This window comes from Pseudomonas fluorescens (genome assembly GCF_900215245.1).
Taxonomy (GTDB): Bacteria; Pseudomonadota; Gammaproteobacteria; order Pseudomonadales; family Pseudomonadaceae; genus Aquipseudomonas; species Aquipseudomonas fluorescens.
The window spans coordinates 1431646-1450514 of sequence record NZ_LT907842.1 but is presented as its reverse complement, the minus strand read 5'-3'; the positions used below and the strand labels follow the sequence as shown (position 1 = coordinate 1450514).

Sequence of the window (18869 nt, the reverse complement as noted above, 5' to 3'; positions counted from 1 at the left end):
CACGGCGGGCGTAAATAATGCAGGAGTATACGGCTAAAGACTGGATGAATATACACTGTCAAAGTGCCGGGTGCAGCCTTACATGAAAGCTGCGCGGCAAAGCGCCGCATATACCCTCTCTATCGATGGGACTGGTAGAATCGCCGCCGGTTCACACGAGGTTTTTCCATGCACGATCCCCACAGCGAACGCATGAGTAGCGGCGAGACCCGAGCAGCAAGCGGTCTGGCCCTGGTGTTCGCCTTCCGTATGCTTGGCATGTTTATGGTGTTGCCGGTGCTGGCGACCTATGGAATGGATCTCGCAGGCGCGACCCCCGCCCTGATCGGCCTGGCGATTGGCGCCTATGGCCTGACCCAGGCACTTTTTCAGATTCCGTTCGGGATCATTTCCGATCGTATCGGCCGGCGGCCGGTGATTTACCTGGGGCTGATCGTGTTCGCCCTCGGCAGCGTGCTCGCGGCTCAGTCAGATTCGATCTGGGGCGTGATTGCCGGGCGCGTGCTGCAAGGCGCCGGCGCGATTTCCGCCGCCGTCATGGCGCTGCTTTCGGACCTGACCCGCGAGCAACACCGTACCAAGGCCATGGCCATGATCGGCATGACCATCGGCTTGTCGTTCGCAGTGGCGATGGTTGTCGGCCCGTTGCTGACACGTGCCTTTGGTTTGCACGGACTGTTCCTCGCCACCGGCGGTATGGCGCTGTTCGGGATCGTGATCGTTGCGTTCATGGTGCCGCGCTCCACCGGCACGCTGCAGCACCGCGAATCCGGCGTCGCACGCAAAGCATTGCTGCCGACCCTCAAGCACCCGGACCTGCTGCGCCTGGATTTAGGTATCTTCGTATTGCACGCGATGCTGATGTGCAGCTTCGTCGCGCTGCCCCTGGCACTGGTCGAAAAAGCCGGCCTGCCCAAGGAGCAGCACTGGTGGGTCTATCTGACCGCGCTGTTGATCTCGTTCTTCGCCATGATCCCGTTCATCATCTACGGCGAGAAGAAACGCAAAATGAAACGAGTTCTCCTGGGCGCCGTCGCGACATTGATGCTCACTGAGCTATTCTTCTGGAAATTCGGCGACAGCCTGCGGGCGCTGGTAATCGGCACCGTGGTGTTCTTCACCGCGTTCAACCTGCTGGAGGCTTCGTTGCCTTCGCTGATCAGTAAAGTTTCACCGGCGGGCGGCAAGGGCACGGCCATGGGGGTGTATTCCACCAGCCAGTTCCTCGGTTCGGCGCTGGGCGGCATCATGGGTGGCTGGATGTTCCAGCATGGCGGTTTGTCGGTTGTGTTCCTCGGATGCGCCGGGCTGGCTGCACTTTGGCTGGCCTTTGCTGTTACCATGCGCGAACCTCCGTACGTCACAAGTCTGCGCCTGCCGTTGTCGCCCGAAGCAATTCGTGAAGCTGGCCTGGTAGAGCGCCTGAAGGCCGTCGTCGGGGTAACAGATGCAGTAGTGGTCGCTGAAGAGGCGGCCATTTACATCAAATTGGACACCGAATTATTGGATCGCGCGACGCTCGAGCAACTGGTCAACCCAGTGCCGACAGCGCGCCCAGCTTAGGAGAACGTTATGGCCCGTGGGGTTAACAAAGTCATATTGGTCGGTACATGCGGCCAGGATCCCGAAGTTCGCTACTTGCCTAACGGTAACGCCGTGACCAACCTGAGTCTGGCGACCAGCGAACAGTGGACTGACAAGCAGACCGGCCAGAAGGTCGAGAAGACCGAATGGCACCGCGTGTCGATGTTCGGCAAGGTTGCAGAGATCGCCGGTGAATACCTGCGCAAAGGTTCGCAGGTCTACATCGAAGGCAAACTGCAAACCCGCGAGTGGGAAAAAGACGGCATCAAGCGTTACACCACTGAAATCGTGGTCGACATGCAAGGCACCATGCAACTGCTGGGCGGCCGTCCACAGCAGGGCGATCAACAAGGCGGGGGCAATAACTACCAGCAGTCCGCTCCGGCCCCACGCCAGCAGGCTCCGCGCCCGCAGCAGTCGGCACCGCAACAATCGCGTCAGGCACCGCCTCCACAACAGGCCGCTCCACAGCCTGCTCCGGATTTCGACAGCTTTGATGACGATATCCCGTTCTAAGGTCTCAGACCCGGAACGCGCGAAACCCCCGATGGCCAAGCCTCGGGGGTTTTTTATTGCCCATGCTCAAGCCTCCCTCGCAGCCGCTGTCACTACCAGCTCCTTGAAACGCTGCAAAACCGCCGAGCCGTCACCGAGGCGCGTCGCCAAATGCAACGGCGCTACCAGGCTGCGGCACTCCGTGAGTTCGCGATAAACAATGCCGTCGCCGCGCAACCGTTTCATCGACGCCGGTACGATAGATACCCCAAGGCCCGCCGCCACCAGGCTCAGCGTCGCGGTCATGCGCGGTGCCTCCTGGACCACTTGCGGGCTGAACCCGGCTTCCCGGCAGGCCACCAGAATTGCGTCATACAAACCCAGCCCTACGCGGCGGCGGTAAAGCACAAACGCTTCGGTTGCCAGGGCGGCCAAGGGCAGGGGTGATAGAGCGTCGAGTGCCAGCGGATGGTCGGTCGGCAGCGCCAGCAACATGGGTTCCACCAGAATCGGTTCGTCCTGCAGCGAGCGGGTGCCAGTGAGCGGCGAGCGGATAAACGCGGCATCGAGTTTTTCATGGGCCAGCGCGTCCAGCAGCTCACCGGTGCCGGCTTCTTCCAGCACCACCGAGACACCGACAAAGGTTTCGCGAAACAGCCGCACTATGCTGGGCACAAAAGGATGCAGTGCCGCCGAGCTGGTAAACCCAATCGCCAGTCGGCCCCGTTCACCCCGAGCCGCGCGACGAACCACATCGGCTACATCGTCGGCCCGCGCCAGGAGTGCGCGCGCTTCATCCAGCAACGCCAGTCCAGCCGTGGTCGGGCGCACACCGCGAGGCAAACGCTCCATCAATACAACGCCGAGTTCGGCTTCCAGGCTTTGCAGCATTCGCGTCAGCGGCGGTTGTTGCATGCCCAGGCGTTCTGCGGCGCGGGTGATATAGCCTTCCTCGGCAATCGCCACGAAGGCTTTAAGCTGGCGAAGTTCCAACATAGGCATACTTTCAAGGTATGGGAGGTCGCCAATCCTGGCATTTGTTCTCATGGCTCACAAGATTTAGGCTGTCGCCAACCTCAAAAAGAAGGAGCGCCGCGATGACCTGGTCAGCCAAGCAGTACACGATGTTTGAACAACAACGTACGCGTCCGGTCCGTGACCTGGTCGCGGCGATTCCCGCAACCGACGTGCGCACCGCCGTCGACCTGGGCTGCGGCCCTGGCAATTCCACTGAGGTATTGGCCGCACGCTTCCCGCAGGCGCACGTCACCGGTATGGACAGTTCCGACGATATGTTGGTCGATGCCCGCAAGCGCCTGCCGGCACTGAACTTCGAATTGGCGGATATCGGCGCCTGGAATCCCGCACACACCTTCGACGTGATTCTGGCCAACGCTTCCCTGCAATGGCTGCCGAATCACGCCACGCTCTATCCGCACCTGATCAACCAACTGACGCTGGGCGGCACACTGGCGGTGCAGACTCCGGATAACCTCGACGAGCCTGCCCATCGACTCGCTCGCGCAGTCGCGGCCGAAGGGCCATGGTCGGTAAAGATTGGCGCGGTTAAACACAATGAGCGGCACACAGCGAGCTACTACTACGAGCTGCTGAGCAAACATTGCAGCACTGTCGACGTGTGGCGCACCACTTACCTGCACCCGCTGGCGGATCATGCGGCAGTGGTGGAGTGGTTCAAGGCTTCGGCGTTACGGCCGTTTCTCGCGCCATTGTCCGATAGCGAAAAAACCGCGTTCCTGCAGGACTACCAGGCGCGGATTACCCAGGCCTACCCAGCCCTGGCCGATGGCACCGTGTTACTGCCCTTCCCGCGCCTGTTCATCATCGCAACGCGCTGAAACCCGGCAAACAAGCGGTGGTCACACAGCCGCCGCTTGGCTCTGCAGATACTCATCCGCCGACATCACGCTGGCGTAGGCAAAGCCCAGCGATGCCATAAAAGCCCCCTGCACTTGGGCCGCCGGAATCACCTGCCCGTTGAACTCCAGATCCCGCGTAGCACACGCATCGTGAATCAACGTGACCTTGTAGCCCAGGTCCGCGGCCGCGCGCACGACGCCGTCGATGCACATATGGCTCATGCTCCCAACCACCACCACTTCGGTGATGGCGCGTTGTTCCAGGACGGCCTGTAGATCGGTGCCGCGAAACGCATTCACGAAGTGTTTAAGCACCACTGGCTCACTGCCTTCGTTCAGCACCTTGGCGTGCAGGTGCGCGCCCTCGGAACCCGGCGTGAAGAAAGGCGCGTCTTCGGAGGTGAACTCATGGCGTACATGAATCACGGCATCGCCCGCCTGACGAAACGCCTGCAGTAGCTGGGCTGCCTTGTCCGCCGCAGCCTCTACGCCGTCGAGCGGCCACTTGCCCTGGGGGAAGTAGTCGTTTTGTATGTCGATCAGGATGAGCGCTTGCTTGGCCATAACGGGTTCTCATGATGGGTGGATAGGCCCAGTATCTTAGCTGGCGCCGGAGAAGAGGGCGGGGCGAGTCGTGCAGAACGCCGCGTATTTAGCGCGGCTTCGTGCAGAATCAGGCAGGCCTACTGCCATTACTTTTTCAGTAACGGATTGATTTAACAACCCTCCTGTTCCGCCGCGCCTTGGCTTGATCCGTGCAACCCTCTCTGCACACACACACATGGCAGGATGGCCAAGGGGGACGCATGACCCCGACTCAACGAAAAAAATGGGTGGTTGCTCACTCCACGAGAGACGGTGCGCCGCAGCACGAAGTCGACACCAACCGCGCCTTGGCGCGATGGCTGGCGCAGATACTCGGGCTTAAATTCGGCGGCAGCTATGACCCCCAACGCCATAGCGACCGTGACCTGTATCTGTTGCCCACGCAAACCCTGATCGGCGCGGCCCAAGCACTGCGGCTGAATGTAAAAGGGCCGCAAGACCTGTGGGGTGGCTATGTCGATTACGATTTTATCTGCACCAAAGCCATCACTCATGGCCTGTTAAGCCCGGATGCCACGGCGCCTGAGGGCTGGTCGCCGTTGTTTGGCGAGCGCGTGCGCGACGTTGTTCTTGAGGGTTTCAGTGTGTTCGCGTTGCAGGATGCGCGGCCCGCTGCCAGGCGCTTGCTCAGTCGCGGGCCGATTCGTCTGAAGCCCGTGCATGCCTGCGCTGGGCGCGGCCAGGAAGTTATCCACAGTGTCGACGCATTCGAGGCCCTGCTGGCCCGGCCCGATGCAGCGCAGTTGTTCAGTGAGGGCGTGGTGCTGGAGCAAGACCTGCACGAGGTAGTCACCCATAGCGTGGGCCAGAGTTTTATCGGCGATCACCTGTTCAGCTACTGCGGCGAGCAATACCTCACTCAGGACGGGCAGGGCGAAGACGTCTACGGCGGCTCCGACTTACTGGTGGTGCCCGGTGCTTACGAGGACTTGTTAATGCTCGACCTGCCCGCCGACGTGCGTGAGGCCATCGAGCAGGCGCGGGTTTTCGACAGCGCCGCCAACCAGGCCTACCCTGGTTTCTACGCGTCACGACGCAATTACGACATCGCCCAAGGCCTGGACAGTGATGGCCAACGCCGCAGCGGCGTGCTTGAACAGTCCTGGCGCATGGGGGGCGCCAGCAGCGCAGAGGTCGCGGCGCTGCAGAGCTTCATCAATAACCCCGGCCTGCGCGCTATTCGTGTGTCCTCGGTGGAAACCTACGTGGACCAGGCGCTGCCGGCGGATGCCATTGAGGTGTACCGCGGCCCGGCCGAAAACAGCGACTTTCTTCTCAAGTATGTGACGGTTAATTCTTATGACGGCTAGAAGCGAAAGCATTGCGATCGATATCGACGACGAACAGATGAGCGGCACGTTCCTGACCCCCAAATCGAAGGTGCCAGGCGTGCTGTTTGTGCACGGCTGGGGCGGTAGCCAGGAACGCGACCTGGAGCGGGCCAAAGGCATCGCCGGCTTGGGGTGTGTGTGCCTGACGTTCGACCTGCGTGGGCATGCGAGCACCGGTATCCCGTTGTCCCGCGTCACTCGCGAAGACAACCTGCGCGACCTGTTGGCCGCGTATGACCGGTTGCTGTCACACCCGGCCATCGACACCTCGGCGGTGGCGGTGGTGGGCACCAGTTATGGTGGCTACCTGGCGGCGATTCTCACCTCATTGCGCCCGGTGCGTTGGCTGGCGCTGCGGGTACCGGCGCTTTACCGTGATCAGGAATGGCTCAAACCCAAGCGCGACCTGGATAAGACCGACCTGATGGATTACCGCAGCACACGGGTGCACGCCGAAACCAACCGCGCCCTGCATGCCTGTGCGCAATTCACCGGCGATGTGCTAATTGTCGAATCGCAAACCGATGACCACGTGCCGCACGCCACCATCATGAGCTATCGCGCGGCATGCCAGCAGACCCACTCCTTGACCCACCGCATCATCGACGGCGCAGACCATTCGCTCAGCGATCCGGTGTCGCAGCAGGCCTACACGTCGATCCTGGTCGACTGGATTACCGAGATGGTCGTGGGCGAGCGCTTGAGCATCATCCAATCCCAATAACGGCGGCGCTTTGGGGCGCCTTCAACACCTGGTCAAGCAGGGGTTTTCTTCACCCGCAACGCTTTGGCTTTGGCTTCGACCGCGAGGTACATGACCAGCGCAATCAGCAGCGGCAAAATAAAGTAGATCGCCCGGTAGGCAATCAACCCGGCAAGCAAACTGCCGCGCGACGCTTCATGTTGCATCAGCGCGATAAACACCGCCTCCAGCACCCCCAGCCCGGCCGGGATATGGGTGATGACCCCGGCAATCGCGCTGATCAGCAGGACCCCCAGCACCAACGGATAGTCCAACTTGGCCGGCAACAAGGTAAAGATCACCGCCGCCATCAATGACCAATTCAACGCGCCCAACGCTAACTGCAAACACGCCATGCGCAGCGACGGTAAATTGATCTCGATGCCTTTGATCGACCACGCGCGTTTTTTCGAAAACCGGCAGGCCGCCAGATACCCGAGACTGGCCAGCACCAGCAACACACCAATGCCCTGCAACGCATCGGTGCTGACCTTCCAGCCCGGCGGCATCGTCACCCAGCCGCTGCTGAACACCACGCCGGCCAATGCCATGTAACCAAACCAATTGGTCGCCAGGCTCAGCCCAAGAATCTTCGCGATATTGCTGGTGCTCACCCCGAGCCGCGAGTACAGCCGGTAACGCATGGCGATCCCGCCGACCCACGCGCTCAGGTTGAGGTTGAACGCGTAGCTGATGATCCCCACCGGCAAGATCTGCTTCCAGCGCAATGGCTGGCGAACATAGGTGCGCCCGATCAGGTCGAAGCTGGCGTAGACGAGGAAACTGCACAAGGTCAGCCCACCGGCCATCAACAATGTGCGCAGCTTGAAGTCGCCGAGCGTCTGCAGCACTTCGCTCCAGTCGATGCGCCGCGCCAGCAGGGTGAACAGCACGATCAGCAGCAGGAAGAAGCCAATCGTCAGCGGCTTCTTCCAGCGTTTGAATCGCGAACCCTCAGTATCAGCGTTCATCGGGCTGGCTCTGGAATGGTTTCAAACGGGGTTTATGCGCCGGTAGCCAACCCGTCAGCGCGGGGAAATGGCGCATCACATGAAATACCAGGAAACCGACGGTCAATCGCCACAGCCACAGCCGTGGCTTGCGGTTTTCCGGCATGGTCCGGCAATGGTCTTTGGCGAGGATGGCCAAGCGTTCATACAGCTGTTGGTTGAAGGCGCGGTCGCGAATCAGCACGTTGGCTTCCAGGTTCAGCGACAGGCTCAACGGGTCGAGGTTGCTTGAACCCACGGTGCTCCAATGGTCATCCACCAGCGCGACTTTGCCGTGCAGCGGGCGTTGGCAATACTCGTGAATCACCACGCCGTCCTTGAGCAAATAGTCATAGAGCATGCGCGCCGCCAGCTTGGCCAATAGCACATCAGGCTGGCCCTGCATGATCAATTGCACCTGCACGCCACGGCGCGCGGCGTTGCGAATTTCGCGCAGCAGGCGGTAGCCGGGAAAGAAATACGCGTTGGCGATTACCACACGTTGCTGGGCCTTGCTCAGCGCGTGGATATACGCTTCTTCGATGTCGTCGCGATGCTGCACGTTGTCGCGGTAGATCAGGCGCACCAGCCCGTCGCTATTATCAGTTGTCCACAGCGCGGGCCGTTGCTGGCGCCGCCGCCAGCCGCGCCGCGTGCGCACCTGGCGACCACTTTGTGCAAGGGCGAAATGATGCAGGTCGGCCACCGCCGGGCCTGTCAATCGCAGCGCATAATCCTGTTTGGCTTCGGGGCCGAAATCCCCGAGGTGGTCGGCAGAAAAGTTGATCCCGCCGATAAACGCCACGGTGGCGTCCACCACCACAATCTTGCGATGCAGGCGGCGAAACCAGTTGGTGCGAACCCCCAACATTTTTGGTGCCGGGTCAAACATCTGCACCTCCACACCCGCCGCTGCCAGCTCGCCGAGAAAGGCCGGGCTCAGTTCGCCGCAGCCAAACCCATCGAGGCTGACCACCACCTTCACGCCACGTTGCGCCGCCTCTATCAGAATGCCCTGCAACTCATGGCCGACCTTGTCTTCAAGCAGGATAAAGGTCTCCAGCAGAATCTCCCGCTGCGCCTTGCGCATGGCGTCGAAGACGCTCGGAAAGTACGCCTCGCCGTTTTCCAGCAACTCGATCTGGTTGTTGCTCTGCCAGCCGTAATCAAGATCACGCGCTTTCGCTTCATCCGGCGGCTGGTCGGTGGCGATGTGTTCTACCGCAACGTTCATAACTCGATCTCCACTGACAGCGGCACATGGTCAGACAAATGCGACCACGGCCGGGTCGTCAGCACCTTGGGGTTACGAATGTTCAAGTTGCGCACATAGATGCGATCCAGCGGCAGCAACGGCAGGCGTGCCGGGAAGGTCCGGGCGGGCTTGCCGTGGGTTTCGACGAACACTTCCTTGAGGCCGCTCTGGCTCAGGTCAGCCTGCTGGCGCCAGTCGTTGAAATCACCGGCGACGATCAGCGGCGTATCGGCGGGGATCTCGCGAATGCGCTGCTCCAGCAAGCGCAATTGTTGCTGGCGATGCGCCTCGCGCAGGCCCAGGTGCATGCAGATCGCATGCACCTCCTGCCCGGAGCCGGGCAAGCGCAGCACACAATGCAGCAGGCCACGGTTTTCATGGCCGCTTTGCGAAATGTCGAGGTTGTCGTAGCGGATGATCTGGAATTTCGACAGCAGCGCATTGCCATGGTCGCCATGCGGGTAGACCGCATTGCGACCGTAGGCGAATTGCGGCCAGATGCTGTCGGCGAGGAATTCGTACTGCGGCATGTTCGGCCAGTCACTGTAGTGCTGAGGGTGGCGTTCGTGAGTGCCGTGAATCTCCTGCAGGAATACGATATCGGCGCCCACGCTGCGCACCGCTTCACGCAGCTCTGGCAGAATGAAACGTCGATTCAACGCAGTGAAGCCCTTGTGGATATTGACCGTCAGCACCGTGAAGCGCGTGATGGCGACGCTGGGGGTAATGGGCACCCAGTCGGGAATCGCAGCCATGATTGCTCCTGTGAAAGAGTGGGGGCGTGGCCCCCGTTTAAGGCTGACTGCGATGTTTCGAGGAAAGTTTCCACCTTCCTACGGACGGCACGCTCAAGACACGGCGGGATCAGTGGCCGGCCATCACGCGCGTCGAGGGCTCGGCATACACCGGTCCCCGTCGGTCAAGGCGGCCGCTCCAGGCGGTCAGCGCGAGGGCGACCAACACCACCAGGCCGCCGATCCATGCGGTATGGATCAGCCCCATGTGCGCCACGATCAAGCCGCCGGCCCACGCGCCCCCGGCGATTCCCAGGTTAAACGCGGCGATGTTCAAGCCCGAGGCAACATCCACCGCCTGTGGCGTGTGATGTTCGGCCTGGCGCACCACGTACACCTGCAGGCCCGGCACATTGCCGAACGCGACTGCGCCCCACACCCATACGGTGGCCAGCGCCAACCATGGGTTGCTGGCGGTCAGGGACAGGATGAACAGCACCGCGGCGAGCAGCGCAAAGATGATTGTCAACGCGCTGATCGGGCCGCGTTTATCCGCCAGCTTGCCGCCCCAGATATTCCCGGCGGCTACCGAGATGCCATACACCAGCAATACCAGGCTCACAGTGCCGGCGCTGAAGCCCGCGATGTCCTGGAGGATGGGGGCCAGGAAGGTAAACGCGATAAACGAACCGCCGTAGCCGATGGCGGTCATGGCGTACACCAGCAACAAGCGCGGCTGCTTGAGCACCTGCAGTTGTTGCAGCAGGGATGCGGGTTTGCTGTGGGCGATGGTGTTCGGCACGTAGATCAAACTGCCGATAAAGGCGAGCACACCCAGCGCCGAGACGGCGAGGAAGGTTTCCCGCCAGCCGAAGTGCTGGCCGATAAAGGTGCCCAGCGGCACGCCGGTGACCAGCGCGACGGTCAAGCCGGTAAACATGATCGCAATCGCACTGGCGGCTTTTTCCTTCGGCACCAGGCTGGTGGCGATGGTTGAGCCAATCGAGAAAAACACCCCGTGGGCCAGGCCGGTGACGATCCGCGCCAGTACCAGCGATTCATAGCTCGGTGCCTGCCAGGCCAGCAGGTTGCCGAGGGTAAACAGCACCATCAGCGACAGCAGGAGTAATTTACGTGGCACCTTGCCGGTGAGGGCAGTGAGCACTGGCGCGCCGATGGCTACGCCCAAGGCATAGAGGCTGACCAACAGGCCGGCGGACGGCAGGTCAACGCCGAGATCGGCGCCGATTGTGGGTAACAGGCCAACGATGACGAACTCGGTGGTCCCGATGGCAAAAGCGCTGAGGGTCAGCGCGAGCAACGCAATAGGCATGGCTGCAACTCCGGTGGGTGTGATTCAGGAGCGCAGTGTCTGGGTTTGTCCTATGCGGAAAAAGGCAGCGATCGGCATTTGATATTTGCCCTGGGCGCAAAGGTGCCGAACGGGGGGAACGATCAAGGCTCAAACCCGTCAGTTCCTTACAGACCCTGCTGATGGAGCCCGGTGTTTTGCTGAATCTAAAAACTGCATTACTGTTTGGCGCGCTGCTGTTCTTTGGCAATGGTGCGTTGCAAGCCGCGACACCGGCGCCCGCCGCCGCACCGGCCACAGCCGCAGCCGAAACCAAGCCCGAGCTGTTGGTGGAAGGCGGCCTGTTGGGGGCCATCAGCTCCAGCATTGACGACGTGCAGGACAAACTCGACCTCAATCAGAACCTCATTGACGCCTGGCGCTTGCGCGCCGACCGTGCGGCGGATGAAGTGGGGCGCCTGGTCAACCAGACCGCCGAACGTTCGCCGTGGAGCGTGGCAGGCGATTTCCTGTTGCTGTCCGGCGTGTGGGCGGGGGCCTTTGCGGTGTTGACGCTGCTGGCGCACGTCATCGTGCGGCGCTTGAGTCGGCGGCGTTTCGTCGAGCGGCGCGCGCGTCTGCAAGCGGTGCTTGGGTATGTGTTGCCGTATACAATCCCGGCGCTGATCTGCCTGCCGCTGACCCTCTACGTCAGCCACTTTTTACCCACGTCAGTGGGGCGCGCGCTGGCGCTGTGTTTCGCCTACGCCACCAGCAGCGGGATCTTTTCCACCTCGATGCTGTTGTGCGTGATCGTCATGTTCAACCTCGGCCACAAGCGCCCGGCGGTGCAGATCATTCGTGACTACTGCCCCAAGCCGCTGTTCCTGATCGGCTTTCTCGCCGCCCTCAGCGACGCGTTGACCAGCCCGCAAATCGCCCGCCAGCTCGGCGGCAATATCACCAGCAGCATCGCGGTCTTTACCGGCCTGTTTGCCGCGGTGATTTTCGGCGTGCTGGTGGTGCGTCTGCGTCGCCCGGTCGCGCATTTGATCCGCAACCGGCCGTTGGCCCAGCGCCTCAAGCACCCGGCGCTGCAGCAATCGCTGCGGGTGTTTTCCGGGCTGTGGTACTGGCCGATTCTGTTGATGGTGCTGGTCTCGGCAATCAACCTGATCGGTGCCGGTGACGACAACCAGAAGGCGCTGCGTTGCGCGCTGTTCACCACGATTCTGTTGATCGGCACGGTGTTCCTCAGCACGGTTTTACAGCACCTGTTCAAGTCCCGCAGCCAGGTGGCGATCCAACGCAGCAGTGCCTACAAGGAGCGCTTCCTCAGCCTGCTACACGCGATCTTGCGCATTGCGATGGCCATCGCCTTTATCGAACTGCTTGGGCGCATCTGGGGCGTGTCGCTGTTCGAATTTGCCCAGCGCAACGCAGTCGGCCGGGCGATCAGCGATTCGCTCAGCAGTATCGGCCTGATCCTGCTGATGACCTGGTTGTTCTGGGTGGTACTCGACACCGCGATCCAGGAGGCGCTCAAGCCACCGGTGAACAAACGCTCCAGCCGCCAGCCGAGCACGCGGGTCAAAACCATCCTGCCGCTGCTGCGTAACGCGGTGAAAATTGTGCTGGTGGTGATTTGCGCGATCACCACGATGGCCAACCTTGGCATTAACGTGGCGCCGCTGCTGGCCGGTGCCGGTGTGGTCGGCCTGGCCATCGGTTTCGGTTCCCAGCAACTGGTACAGGACGTCATCACGGGCCTGTTCATCATCATCGAAGACACGTTGTCCATCGGCGACTGGGTGGTGCTCGACTCCGGCCACGCCGGCACCGTCGAAGGCCTGACCATCCGCACCCTGCGCCTGCGCGACGGCAAGGGGTTCGTGCACTCGGTGCCGTTCGGGCAGATCAAGGCGGTCACCAACCAGTCGCGGCAATTTGCCTATGCGTTCTTCTCGGTGCAGTTCACCTATGACACCGATGTGGACAAAGCCGTGGAACTGATCCGCGAGACCGGGCAATCGATCGGCGATGACGTGTTCCTCAAGTACAACCTGCAAGGGCCGCTGGAAGTCTTTGGCGTGGACAAGATGGACCTCAACGGCGTGGTGCTCACCGCGCAATTCCGAACGGTGTCGGGCGGGCAATATGCGGTGAGTCGCGCGTTTAACCAACGCTTGAAAAAGCTTGTGGATAACTGCGATGCGGTGCACTTCGCGCAGACTTATCCACAGCAGGTGCTGTTGCCCAAGCGCACGGCGCGGGTGGATGAGCCGGATGAAGAGGTGCCGGCATCGCGGGTGTTGACGGAGCAGCCGCGTACCCAGTAGCTCTGGGGCGGCTGGTCGGGCCTCATCGCGGGCAAGCCCGGCTCCCACACTCGACCGAGTACACGGTTGGAATACGGTCAAAATGTGGGAGCGGGCTTGCTCGCGAAGAGGCCCTCAAAGCCAACCCACTTCAATGCCTGATCAACTTCTCCTGAATCGCCCGCAGATCCTGCTCCAGCAGAATCTGCTGCTTGCCGCCGACCATCACCGCCGCCGGCACGCCGTCACGGTACACAATCCGATTGCCGCTCACCGCCGGCACCTTGTTCCCCGGCAGCAGTGTGCCCACCAGGTTCAGCGGATCAGCCCCGCACACGGCAATCAAACTGCCGTCATGCGGCCTGCGCCGTACTTCGCGCAACAACGGGATGGCTTCCGGCAGCGCAAACTGCTCGCCCGCCAGCCCGCTGACAAACCGCCCGCCACGAATCTCGCCGCGCGCCTCCAGCCGATGGAAGGTGCGCAGCAGTTCGCGCCAGCTCGGCAGCCAATCCGCCTCGCGTTCCAGCAGCCGCCAGAACACCACGCCATAGCGGCGCAGCAAGGTCAGCGCCACGTGCTCCAACGTCTCCGCCGAGTGCGGCCCGGCGGCGGCGGACGAGCGGCGCACCAAGGCCCAGCGCCCGGCGTCATCCATGCCGCCGACATACGCCCCGCGCCCGCGCCGGCTGCTGCGCGCCAGGCGCTTGCTGGCGGGTGTGGTGAGGGCGCGCAGGCCGGCGAAGCTGTCGGCGTTCACCAGCCCCGCGCCTACCAGTTCCTGTAATGCGATCTCCAGTTCGCTGCGCAGCAGATGGGCCTCGTGCACCAGCTCATCGAAAAACAGCGCGCCGTGTTCGCGCAGGGCCAAGTGGACTTTCTGCGCCTTGGGCGACAGCGTGGTGCTGTCGGTGAGTTCGGTCAGGCCGCTCCACAACGGCACTTGGCTGCGGGGCAGCAGCACCACGGGCGTACTGCGCAGCGCAATGGCGCTGGCCTTGTTGCTCAAGCGCGTCCACACCAGTTTGCCGCTGCGGCACAACTCGTCGAGCCAGGTCGAGGTGTAATCCTTGAGTCGAGCGCTGAGCAAGTCACTGTCCCAGGCCGACGTGGCGGCAGCGTAGCCTTCGAACTGGCCGACAATCTGCGGCAACATCGCACTGCCGTGGCCGCGCGTGCCGTCGGACAGGTGCTGCCAATCGAACAAAAAGCGCATGAAGTCCTGCAATGTCACCGGCTCGATTTCCCGGCGCAGGCGCCTGACCGTGTAGCGATGAATCCGCGCGAGCAGATGCCGCTCACACCATTGCTCGTGCGTGGCGCCGGGGCTGAAACGGCCGCGCAGCACGTAGCCTTCCTGTTCCAGGCGCGCCAGTGCCGGCGTGACGTCTGCCACCGGCAGGGCCAGCGGCGCTGCAATCTCGCTCAGGCTCAGCGGGCCAAACCCGCCAAGGCGGGCACGCAGCACTTCCGCCAGCGCATCCTCGACAGTCCAGGGCTCATCGAAGCCCGGCAGCAACGGCAGGTTGTTGGGGTAGATCGCCTGCACACAACTCAAGCGCTCCACGGCGACCCAAAGGCCATTCTTGAGTTGATAGGCGCGCCCGCCCTTGGCCAAGGCATGCAGCCACTGGGCCCATTGCGGCGTGACCTCATCCGCGGCGATGCAGGCCAGGCTCATCAACGCCTCATGCATTTCGTCCAGGCTGTTGGGGGCCGGCCACGCTTCCTCGCGCACGCCGGCGATGGCTTCGGCATCCAGTGCGCCGAGGTCGTCGGTGCTGTGCGGGTCGCTCCAGCGCCGGTTAAGCACCGCCTGAGTGCGGCGTTCTTCCAGCGGGGCGTCGTCGAGAAAGGTGTAGGGGCGCGCGCTGAGAATTTCCGCGGCCATGGGCGAGGGCGCGGGGAGGTCGCGGCTGATCAGGCGCACCTCGCCGCGTTCCATGCGCCGCAACAGGGTCAGCCAACCTTCGCTGTCCATGGCTTCGTGCAGGCAGTCGTCGAGGGTTTGTTCCACCAGCGGGTGTTCGGGTATCTCACGCTCGCCGGCGAGGTTTTCCAGGCAGGCGATCTGGTCGGGAAACACGCTGGCAATCAGGTCTTCGCTCTTCATGCGCTGGATCTGCGGCGCGATCTTGCGCCCGCTGGTATAACGCGGCAATGCCAGGGCCACACTGGCATTCCAGCGCCAGCGCACGCCGAACAGTGGCGCATCCAGCACCGCCTGGATCAGGATGTGCTCGGCGCTGTTGCTGTTCAGGTAGCGCCACACCTCATCGAGCTCAAAGCTGTGGCTGGTGGACAGCGACAGCACGATCGCATTCTCACTGGCCGCCGCCTGCAATTCGAAATTGAAGGTGCGGCAAAAACGCTTGCGCAGGGCCAGGCCCCAGGCGCGGTTGAGGCGGCTGCCGAACGGTGTATGGATGATCAATTGGGTGCCGCCGGAGGCGTCGAAAAAGCGCTCCATGATCAACGTGTCCTGGGACGGCAGGGCACCAAGGGCCAGGCGCGCGCGGGCCAGGTAATCGAGGATTTGTTCGGCGCTGGCGTGGTTCAGGCCGAGGCTGGCGGTGAGCCAGTCCTGAGCAGGTTGCAGGTCGCCGGGGGTGGCGCTGAGCAGCGCGTCCAACTGCGCCTGAAAACGCGCCACGGCCGCCGACAATTCATGGCTGCGCCCCGGTGCTTCACCGAGCCAGAACGGGATGGTCGGCGGTTGGCCATGGGCATCCTCGACGCGTACCTTGCCGGCCTCGACCCGCAAGATCCGGTAGGACGTGTTGCCGAGCTGGAAGATATCCCCGGCGATGCTTTCGACCGCGAAGTCTTCGTTGACGCTGCCGATATTCAAGCTCTGAGGTTCAAGCAACACGCTGTAGTCAGCGTTGTCCGGGATGGTGCCGCCGCTGGTCACGGCGGTCAGCCTGGCACCACGGCGGCCGCGCAGGGTGTGGGTTACGGCGTCGCGGTGCAGGTAGGCGCTGCGGATGCCCTGGCGGCCGTTATAGCCGTCGGCGAGCATCTGCAACAGCGCCTGGTAGTGGCGCGGGTCGAGGTTGGCGTAGGGCGCGGCGCGCTGGATCAGCGCCAGTAGCGCCTGCTCCGTCCATTCACGGGCGCTGACTTCGGCGATGATCTGTTGGGCGAGTACGTCCAACGGCGCGACCGGGATGTGCAAGGTGTCCAGCTCGCCCCGACGCACGCAGTCGAGCAAGGCGGCGCATTCGATCAAGTCGTCGCGGGTGGTGGCAAACAGGCGGCCCTTGGGCGTGCCGCCGACCTGATGGCCGGAGCGGCCGACCCGTTGCAAAAAGCCGTTGATCGAGCCAGGTGAGCCGATCTGGCAGACGAGGTCGACATCGCCAATATCAATCCCCAACTCCAGCGACGCGGTGGCGATCAGCACTTGCAGCTCGCCGGCCTTGAGCCGTTGCTCGGCGTCCAGGCGCATTTCTTTGGCCAGGCTGCCATGGTGGGCGGCGACGCAGGTCTTGCCCAGGCGCTCGCTCAAGTGCCGGGCCAGGCGTTCGGCCAGGCGCCGGGTATTGACGAAGATCAGGGTGGTGCGGTGTTCGCGGGCGAGCGTGGCGAGGCGGTCGTAGACCAACTCCCACACGTCATTGGCCATCACCGCCGACAGCGGCACCGGCGGCACTTCAATACCCAGGTCGCGGGGGCGGGCGTGGCCGATATCGACGACGGCGCATTCACGGCCAGTGCCGACTAAAAAGCGCGACACCGCCTCGATAGGCTTTTGTGTGGCCGACAGGCCGACGCGGGTCAGCGGCTCGCTGCACAAGCCTTGCAGGCGTTCCAGGCTGAGGGCCAGGTGGCTGCCGCGTTTGCCGGCGGCGATGGCGTGGATTTCGTCGATGATCACCGTGCGGGTGCTGGCGAGCATGTGCCGGCCGGAGTCCGAGCCGAGCAGCACATAGAGCGATTCGGGGGTGGTCACCAGGATATGCGGCGGGCGTTTGCGCATCAGCGCTCGGTCTTTTTGCGGGGTGTCGCCGGTGCGCACGGCGGTGCGGATCGCAAGCGGCGGCAGGCCCATGCCCTGCAACTGCGCGGTGATACCGGCCAGTGGGTTTTGCAGGTTGATCTGGATATCGTTGGACAGCGCCTTGAGCGGCGATACATACACCACCAACGTTTCATCCGGCAGTTGCCCGCCGTTGGCCAGGCCCTGATGCACCAGGTCGTCCAGCACCGCGAGGAACGCCGTCAGGGTTTTACCGGAGCCGGTGGGCGCGGCGATCAGTGTCGAGCGGCGCTGGCGGATCAACGGCCAGGCCTGGGCCTGGGCGCGGGTCACCGAGGGGAACGTGCTGCGGAACCAGGCGCTGACGGCGGGGTGGAAACCGTCCAGGACCGTGTCCGTTGATTCGGGAAGGCTCATTCACAATTTATGCGGCCGGCCGGTGCAACTTGCAACCCCGCACTTTATAAGTGACGGTTGCGCTACAAACCCGCAAAATGCAACGATTCTGGCAAACACCCACGGCATGGCTCACAAGGCCGCCGATAATAACCATCGTTCCAAACAGACCGGGCCTGCACACTCTATGCGAATGCGCCTTATGTTACTGGGCGGCGGGAATGCCCTCGGGCAGGCGCTGATTCGCCTCGGTGCAGAGGAAGACATTGGTTTCCTCGCACCCAAACCGCCCCAAGACGGCTGGGATGCCGCAAGCCTCACCCAATTGCTCGACGACACCCGTCCCGATGCGTTGATCAACCTCGCCTACTATTTCGACTGGTTCCAGGCCGAAGCGGTCAGCGAAACCCGCTTGGCTGCCCAGGAGTTCGCGATCGAGCGCCTGGCCGAACTGTGCCAACACCACAACATCACCTTGCTGCAACCGTCCAGCTACCGCGTGTTCGATGGCTCGCGTGCCACCGCCTACAGCGAAAAGGACGAGCCGGTGCCCCTGGGCCTGCGTGGCCAGGCGTTGTGGCGCATTGAGCAAAGCGTGCGCGCCACCTGCCCGCAACACGTGATGCTGCGTTTTGGCTGGCTGCTGGATGACAGCGTCGACGGCACCCTGGGGCGCTTCCTGGCCCGTGCCGAGAAGCCGGATGAATTGCTGATGGCCGACGACCGACGCGGTAACCCGACGCCAGTGGATGATGCTGCACGGGTAATCATCTCAGTGCTCAAGCAACTCGATTGCGCGGCGCCGCTGTGGGGCACGTATCACTACGCCGGCCATGAGGCGACCACACCATTGGCGCTCGGCCAGGCGATTCTCACCGAAGCGCGCAACTACCATCCGCTGGCGATCGAGTCCCCGACCGCCCAGGCCCACGCGGCACGGCCGGATGCGGCCGATGAACCGCAACATGCGGTGCTGGCCTGCAAGAAAATCCTCCACACCTTTGGCATCAAGCCACGGGCATGGCGGGCGGGGTTACCGGCGTTGCTGGATCGGTTCTACCGGCACGGCCAAACATAAAAAAAGGCGCCTGAAACAGGCGCCTTTTTTCTATGGAAGCGGTTTTTTGCACAATACCAAGCCGACCGTCCCCCTATTACGTTCTTCCAAAAATGGCGGTTTCTGGCAATTAAGTCGGCGCTCTAATGTTGATGCTCATCCTCGCGGGCTTAATTCGTTATAGCGTGGGATTAATATTAATTGATCGC

At 62.6% G+C, this 18869-nt stretch carries 14 protein-coding genes; 7 read left to right on the top strand and 7 right to left on the bottom strand.

The window, feature by feature from the left end:
• Positions 1 to 168: 168 nt before the first annotated feature.
• The gene (locus CPH89_RS06800) at positions 169 to 1563 is read left to right on the top strand and encodes an MFS transporter (protein ID WP_053258269.1); all 1395 of its coding nucleotides are present in this window, start codon (positions 169 to 171) and stop codon (positions 1561 to 1563) included.
• Positions 1564 to 1572: 9 nt separating this feature from the next.
• Positions 1573 to 2100 (top strand): single-stranded DNA-binding protein, encoded by a 528-nt coding sequence (locus tag CPH89_RS06795; RefSeq protein WP_010467282.1) that lies wholly within the window; start codon positions 1573 to 1575, stop codon positions 2098 to 2100.
• A 66-nt stretch (positions 2101 to 2166) separates the two neighbouring features.
• Here CPH89_RS06795 and CPH89_RS06790 read toward each other — a convergent pair whose 3' ends face one another.
• On the bottom strand, positions 2167 to 3075 hold the full coding sequence (locus CPH89_RS06790; RefSeq protein WP_053258268.1) for a LysR family transcriptional regulator: 909 nt from the start codon (positions 3073 to 3075) through the stop codon (positions 2167 to 2169).
• Between the two features lie 101 nt (positions 3076 to 3176).
• Between CPH89_RS06790 and tam the strand changes: the two genes are divergently transcribed.
• Entirely contained in the window at positions 3177 to 3938 is a 762-nt protein-coding gene (gene tam, locus CPH89_RS06785) for a trans-aconitate 2-methyltransferase (protein ID WP_053258267.1), read from the top strand.
• A 21-nt stretch (positions 3939 to 3959) separates the two neighbouring features.
• On the opposite strand, the gene CPH89_RS06780 is transcribed toward tam, so the two are convergent.
• Complete coding sequence (locus CPH89_RS06780) at positions 3960 to 4523, bottom strand: cysteine hydrolase family protein (RefSeq protein ID WP_053258266.1); 564 nt, start codon at positions 4521 to 4523, stop codon at positions 3960 to 3962.
• Between the two features lie 242 nt (positions 4524 to 4765).
• Here CPH89_RS06780 and CPH89_RS06775 point away from each other — a divergent pair, with 242 nt between their 5' ends.
• A complete protein-coding gene (locus CPH89_RS06775) occupies positions 4766 to 5875 on the top strand; it encodes a DUF3182 family protein (RefSeq protein ID WP_053258265.1) in 1110 nt (369 codons plus the stop codon).
• Positions 5865 to 6620 (top strand): alpha/beta hydrolase family protein, encoded by a 756-nt coding sequence (locus CPH89_RS06770; protein WP_053258264.1) that lies wholly within the window; start codon positions 5865 to 5867, stop codon positions 6618 to 6620. The genes CPH89_RS06775 and CPH89_RS06770 overlap by 11 nt, the downstream gene beginning before the upstream one ends.
• A gap of 32 nt (positions 6621 to 6652) precedes the next feature.
• Here the strand turns inward: CPH89_RS06770 and CPH89_RS06765 are convergent, their stop codons facing one another.
• The 4 genes from CPH89_RS06765 to CPH89_RS06750 form a co-directional block, all read right to left on the bottom strand.
• Entirely contained in the window at positions 6653 to 7609 is a 957-nt protein-coding gene (locus CPH89_RS06765; protein ID WP_053258263.1) for a lysylphosphatidylglycerol synthase domain-containing protein, read from the bottom strand.
• Positions 7599 to 8861 carry a cardiolipin synthase ClsB gene (gene clsB / locus CPH89_RS06760; protein WP_053258262.1) on the bottom strand — a complete coding sequence of 421 codons (1263 nt, stop codon included), beginning with the start codon at positions 8859 to 8861 and terminating at the stop codon, positions 7599 to 7601. Before clsB ends, CPH89_RS06765 begins: the two co-directional genes overlap by 11 nt.
• Entirely contained in the window at positions 8858 to 9637 is a 780-nt protein-coding gene (locus CPH89_RS06755) for an endonuclease/exonuclease/phosphatase family protein (RefSeq protein ID WP_053258261.1), read from the bottom strand. The genes clsB and CPH89_RS06755 overlap by 4 nt, the downstream gene beginning before the upstream one ends.
• Before the next feature lie 109 nt (positions 9638 to 9746).
• Positions 9747 to 10949 (bottom strand): MFS transporter, encoded by a 1203-nt coding sequence (locus CPH89_RS06750; protein ID WP_053258260.1) that lies wholly within the window; start codon positions 10947 to 10949, stop codon positions 9747 to 9749.
• Between the two features lie 176 nt (positions 10950 to 11125).
• Between CPH89_RS06750 and CPH89_RS06745 the strand changes: the two genes are divergently transcribed.
• Positions 11126 to 13246: a mechanosensitive ion channel family protein gene (locus CPH89_RS06745; RefSeq protein WP_053258259.1), complete on the top strand. Its 2121-nt coding sequence runs from the start codon at positions 11126 to 11128 to the stop codon at positions 13244 to 13246.
• 130 nt (positions 13247 to 13376) lie between these two features.
• Here CPH89_RS06745 and CPH89_RS06740 read toward each other — a convergent pair whose 3' ends face one another.
• Positions 13377 to 17624, bottom strand: a complete 4248-nt coding sequence (locus CPH89_RS06740; protein WP_053258258.1) for a DEAD/DEAH box helicase — start codon at positions 17622 to 17624, stop codon at positions 13377 to 13379.
• Between the two features lie 166 nt (positions 17625 to 17790).
• Between CPH89_RS06740 and CPH89_RS06735 the strand changes: the two genes are divergently transcribed.
• On the top strand, positions 17791 to 18681 hold the full coding sequence (locus CPH89_RS06735; protein WP_078827418.1) for a sugar nucleotide-binding protein: 891 nt from the start codon (positions 17791 to 17793) through the stop codon (positions 18679 to 18681).
• The last annotated feature ends 188 nt before the right edge of the window (positions 18682 to 18869 follow it).

What these genes read in the sequence shown, in the direction of transcription:
- CPH89_RS06775 (WP_053258265.1), top strand. Translation starts at nt 4,766, where the DNA reads ATGACCCCGACTCAACGAAAAAAATGGGTGGTTGCTCACTCCACGAGA.
- CPH89_RS06740 (WP_053258258.1), bottom strand. Translation starts at nt 17,624, where the DNA reads ATGAGCCTTCCCGAATCAACGGACACGGTCCTGGACGGTTTCCACCCC.
- CPH89_RS06800 (WP_053258269.1), top strand. Translation starts at nt 169, where the DNA reads ATGCACGATCCCCACAGCGAACGCATGAGTAGCGGCGAGACCCGAGCA.
- CPH89_RS06795 (WP_010467282.1), top strand. Translation starts at nt 1,573, where the DNA reads ATGGCCCGTGGGGTTAACAAAGTCATATTGGTCGGTACATGCGGCCAG.
- CPH89_RS06750 (WP_053258260.1), bottom strand. Translation starts at nt 10,949, where the DNA reads ATGCCTATTGCGTTGCTCGCGCTGACCCTCAGCGCTTTTGCCATCGGG.
- CPH89_RS06755 (WP_053258261.1), bottom strand. Translation starts at nt 9,637, where the DNA reads ATGGCTGCGATTCCCGACTGGGTGCCCATTACCCCCAGCGTCGCCATC.
- clsB (WP_053258262.1), bottom strand. Translation starts at nt 8,861, where the DNA reads ATGAACGTTGCGGTAGAACACATCGCCACCGACCAGCCGCCGGATGAA.
- CPH89_RS06790 (WP_053258268.1), bottom strand. Translation starts at nt 3,075, where the DNA reads ATGTTGGAACTTCGCCAGCTTAAAGCCTTCGTGGCGATTGCCGAGGAA.
- tam (WP_053258267.1), top strand. Translation starts at nt 3,177, where the DNA reads ATGACCTGGTCAGCCAAGCAGTACACGATGTTTGAACAACAACGTACG.
- CPH89_RS06780 (WP_053258266.1), bottom strand. Translation starts at nt 4,523, where the DNA reads ATGGCCAAGCAAGCGCTCATCCTGATCGACATACAAAACGACTACTTC.
- CPH89_RS06770 (WP_053258264.1), top strand. Translation starts at nt 5,865, where the DNA reads ATGACGGCTAGAAGCGAAAGCATTGCGATCGATATCGACGACGAACAG.
- CPH89_RS06765 (WP_053258263.1), bottom strand. Translation starts at nt 7,609, where the DNA reads ATGAACGCTGATACTGAGGGTTCGCGATTCAAACGCTGGAAGAAGCCG.
- CPH89_RS06735 (WP_078827418.1), top strand. Translation starts at nt 17,791, where the DNA reads ATGCGAATGCGCCTTATGTTACTGGGCGGCGGGAATGCCCTCGGGCAG.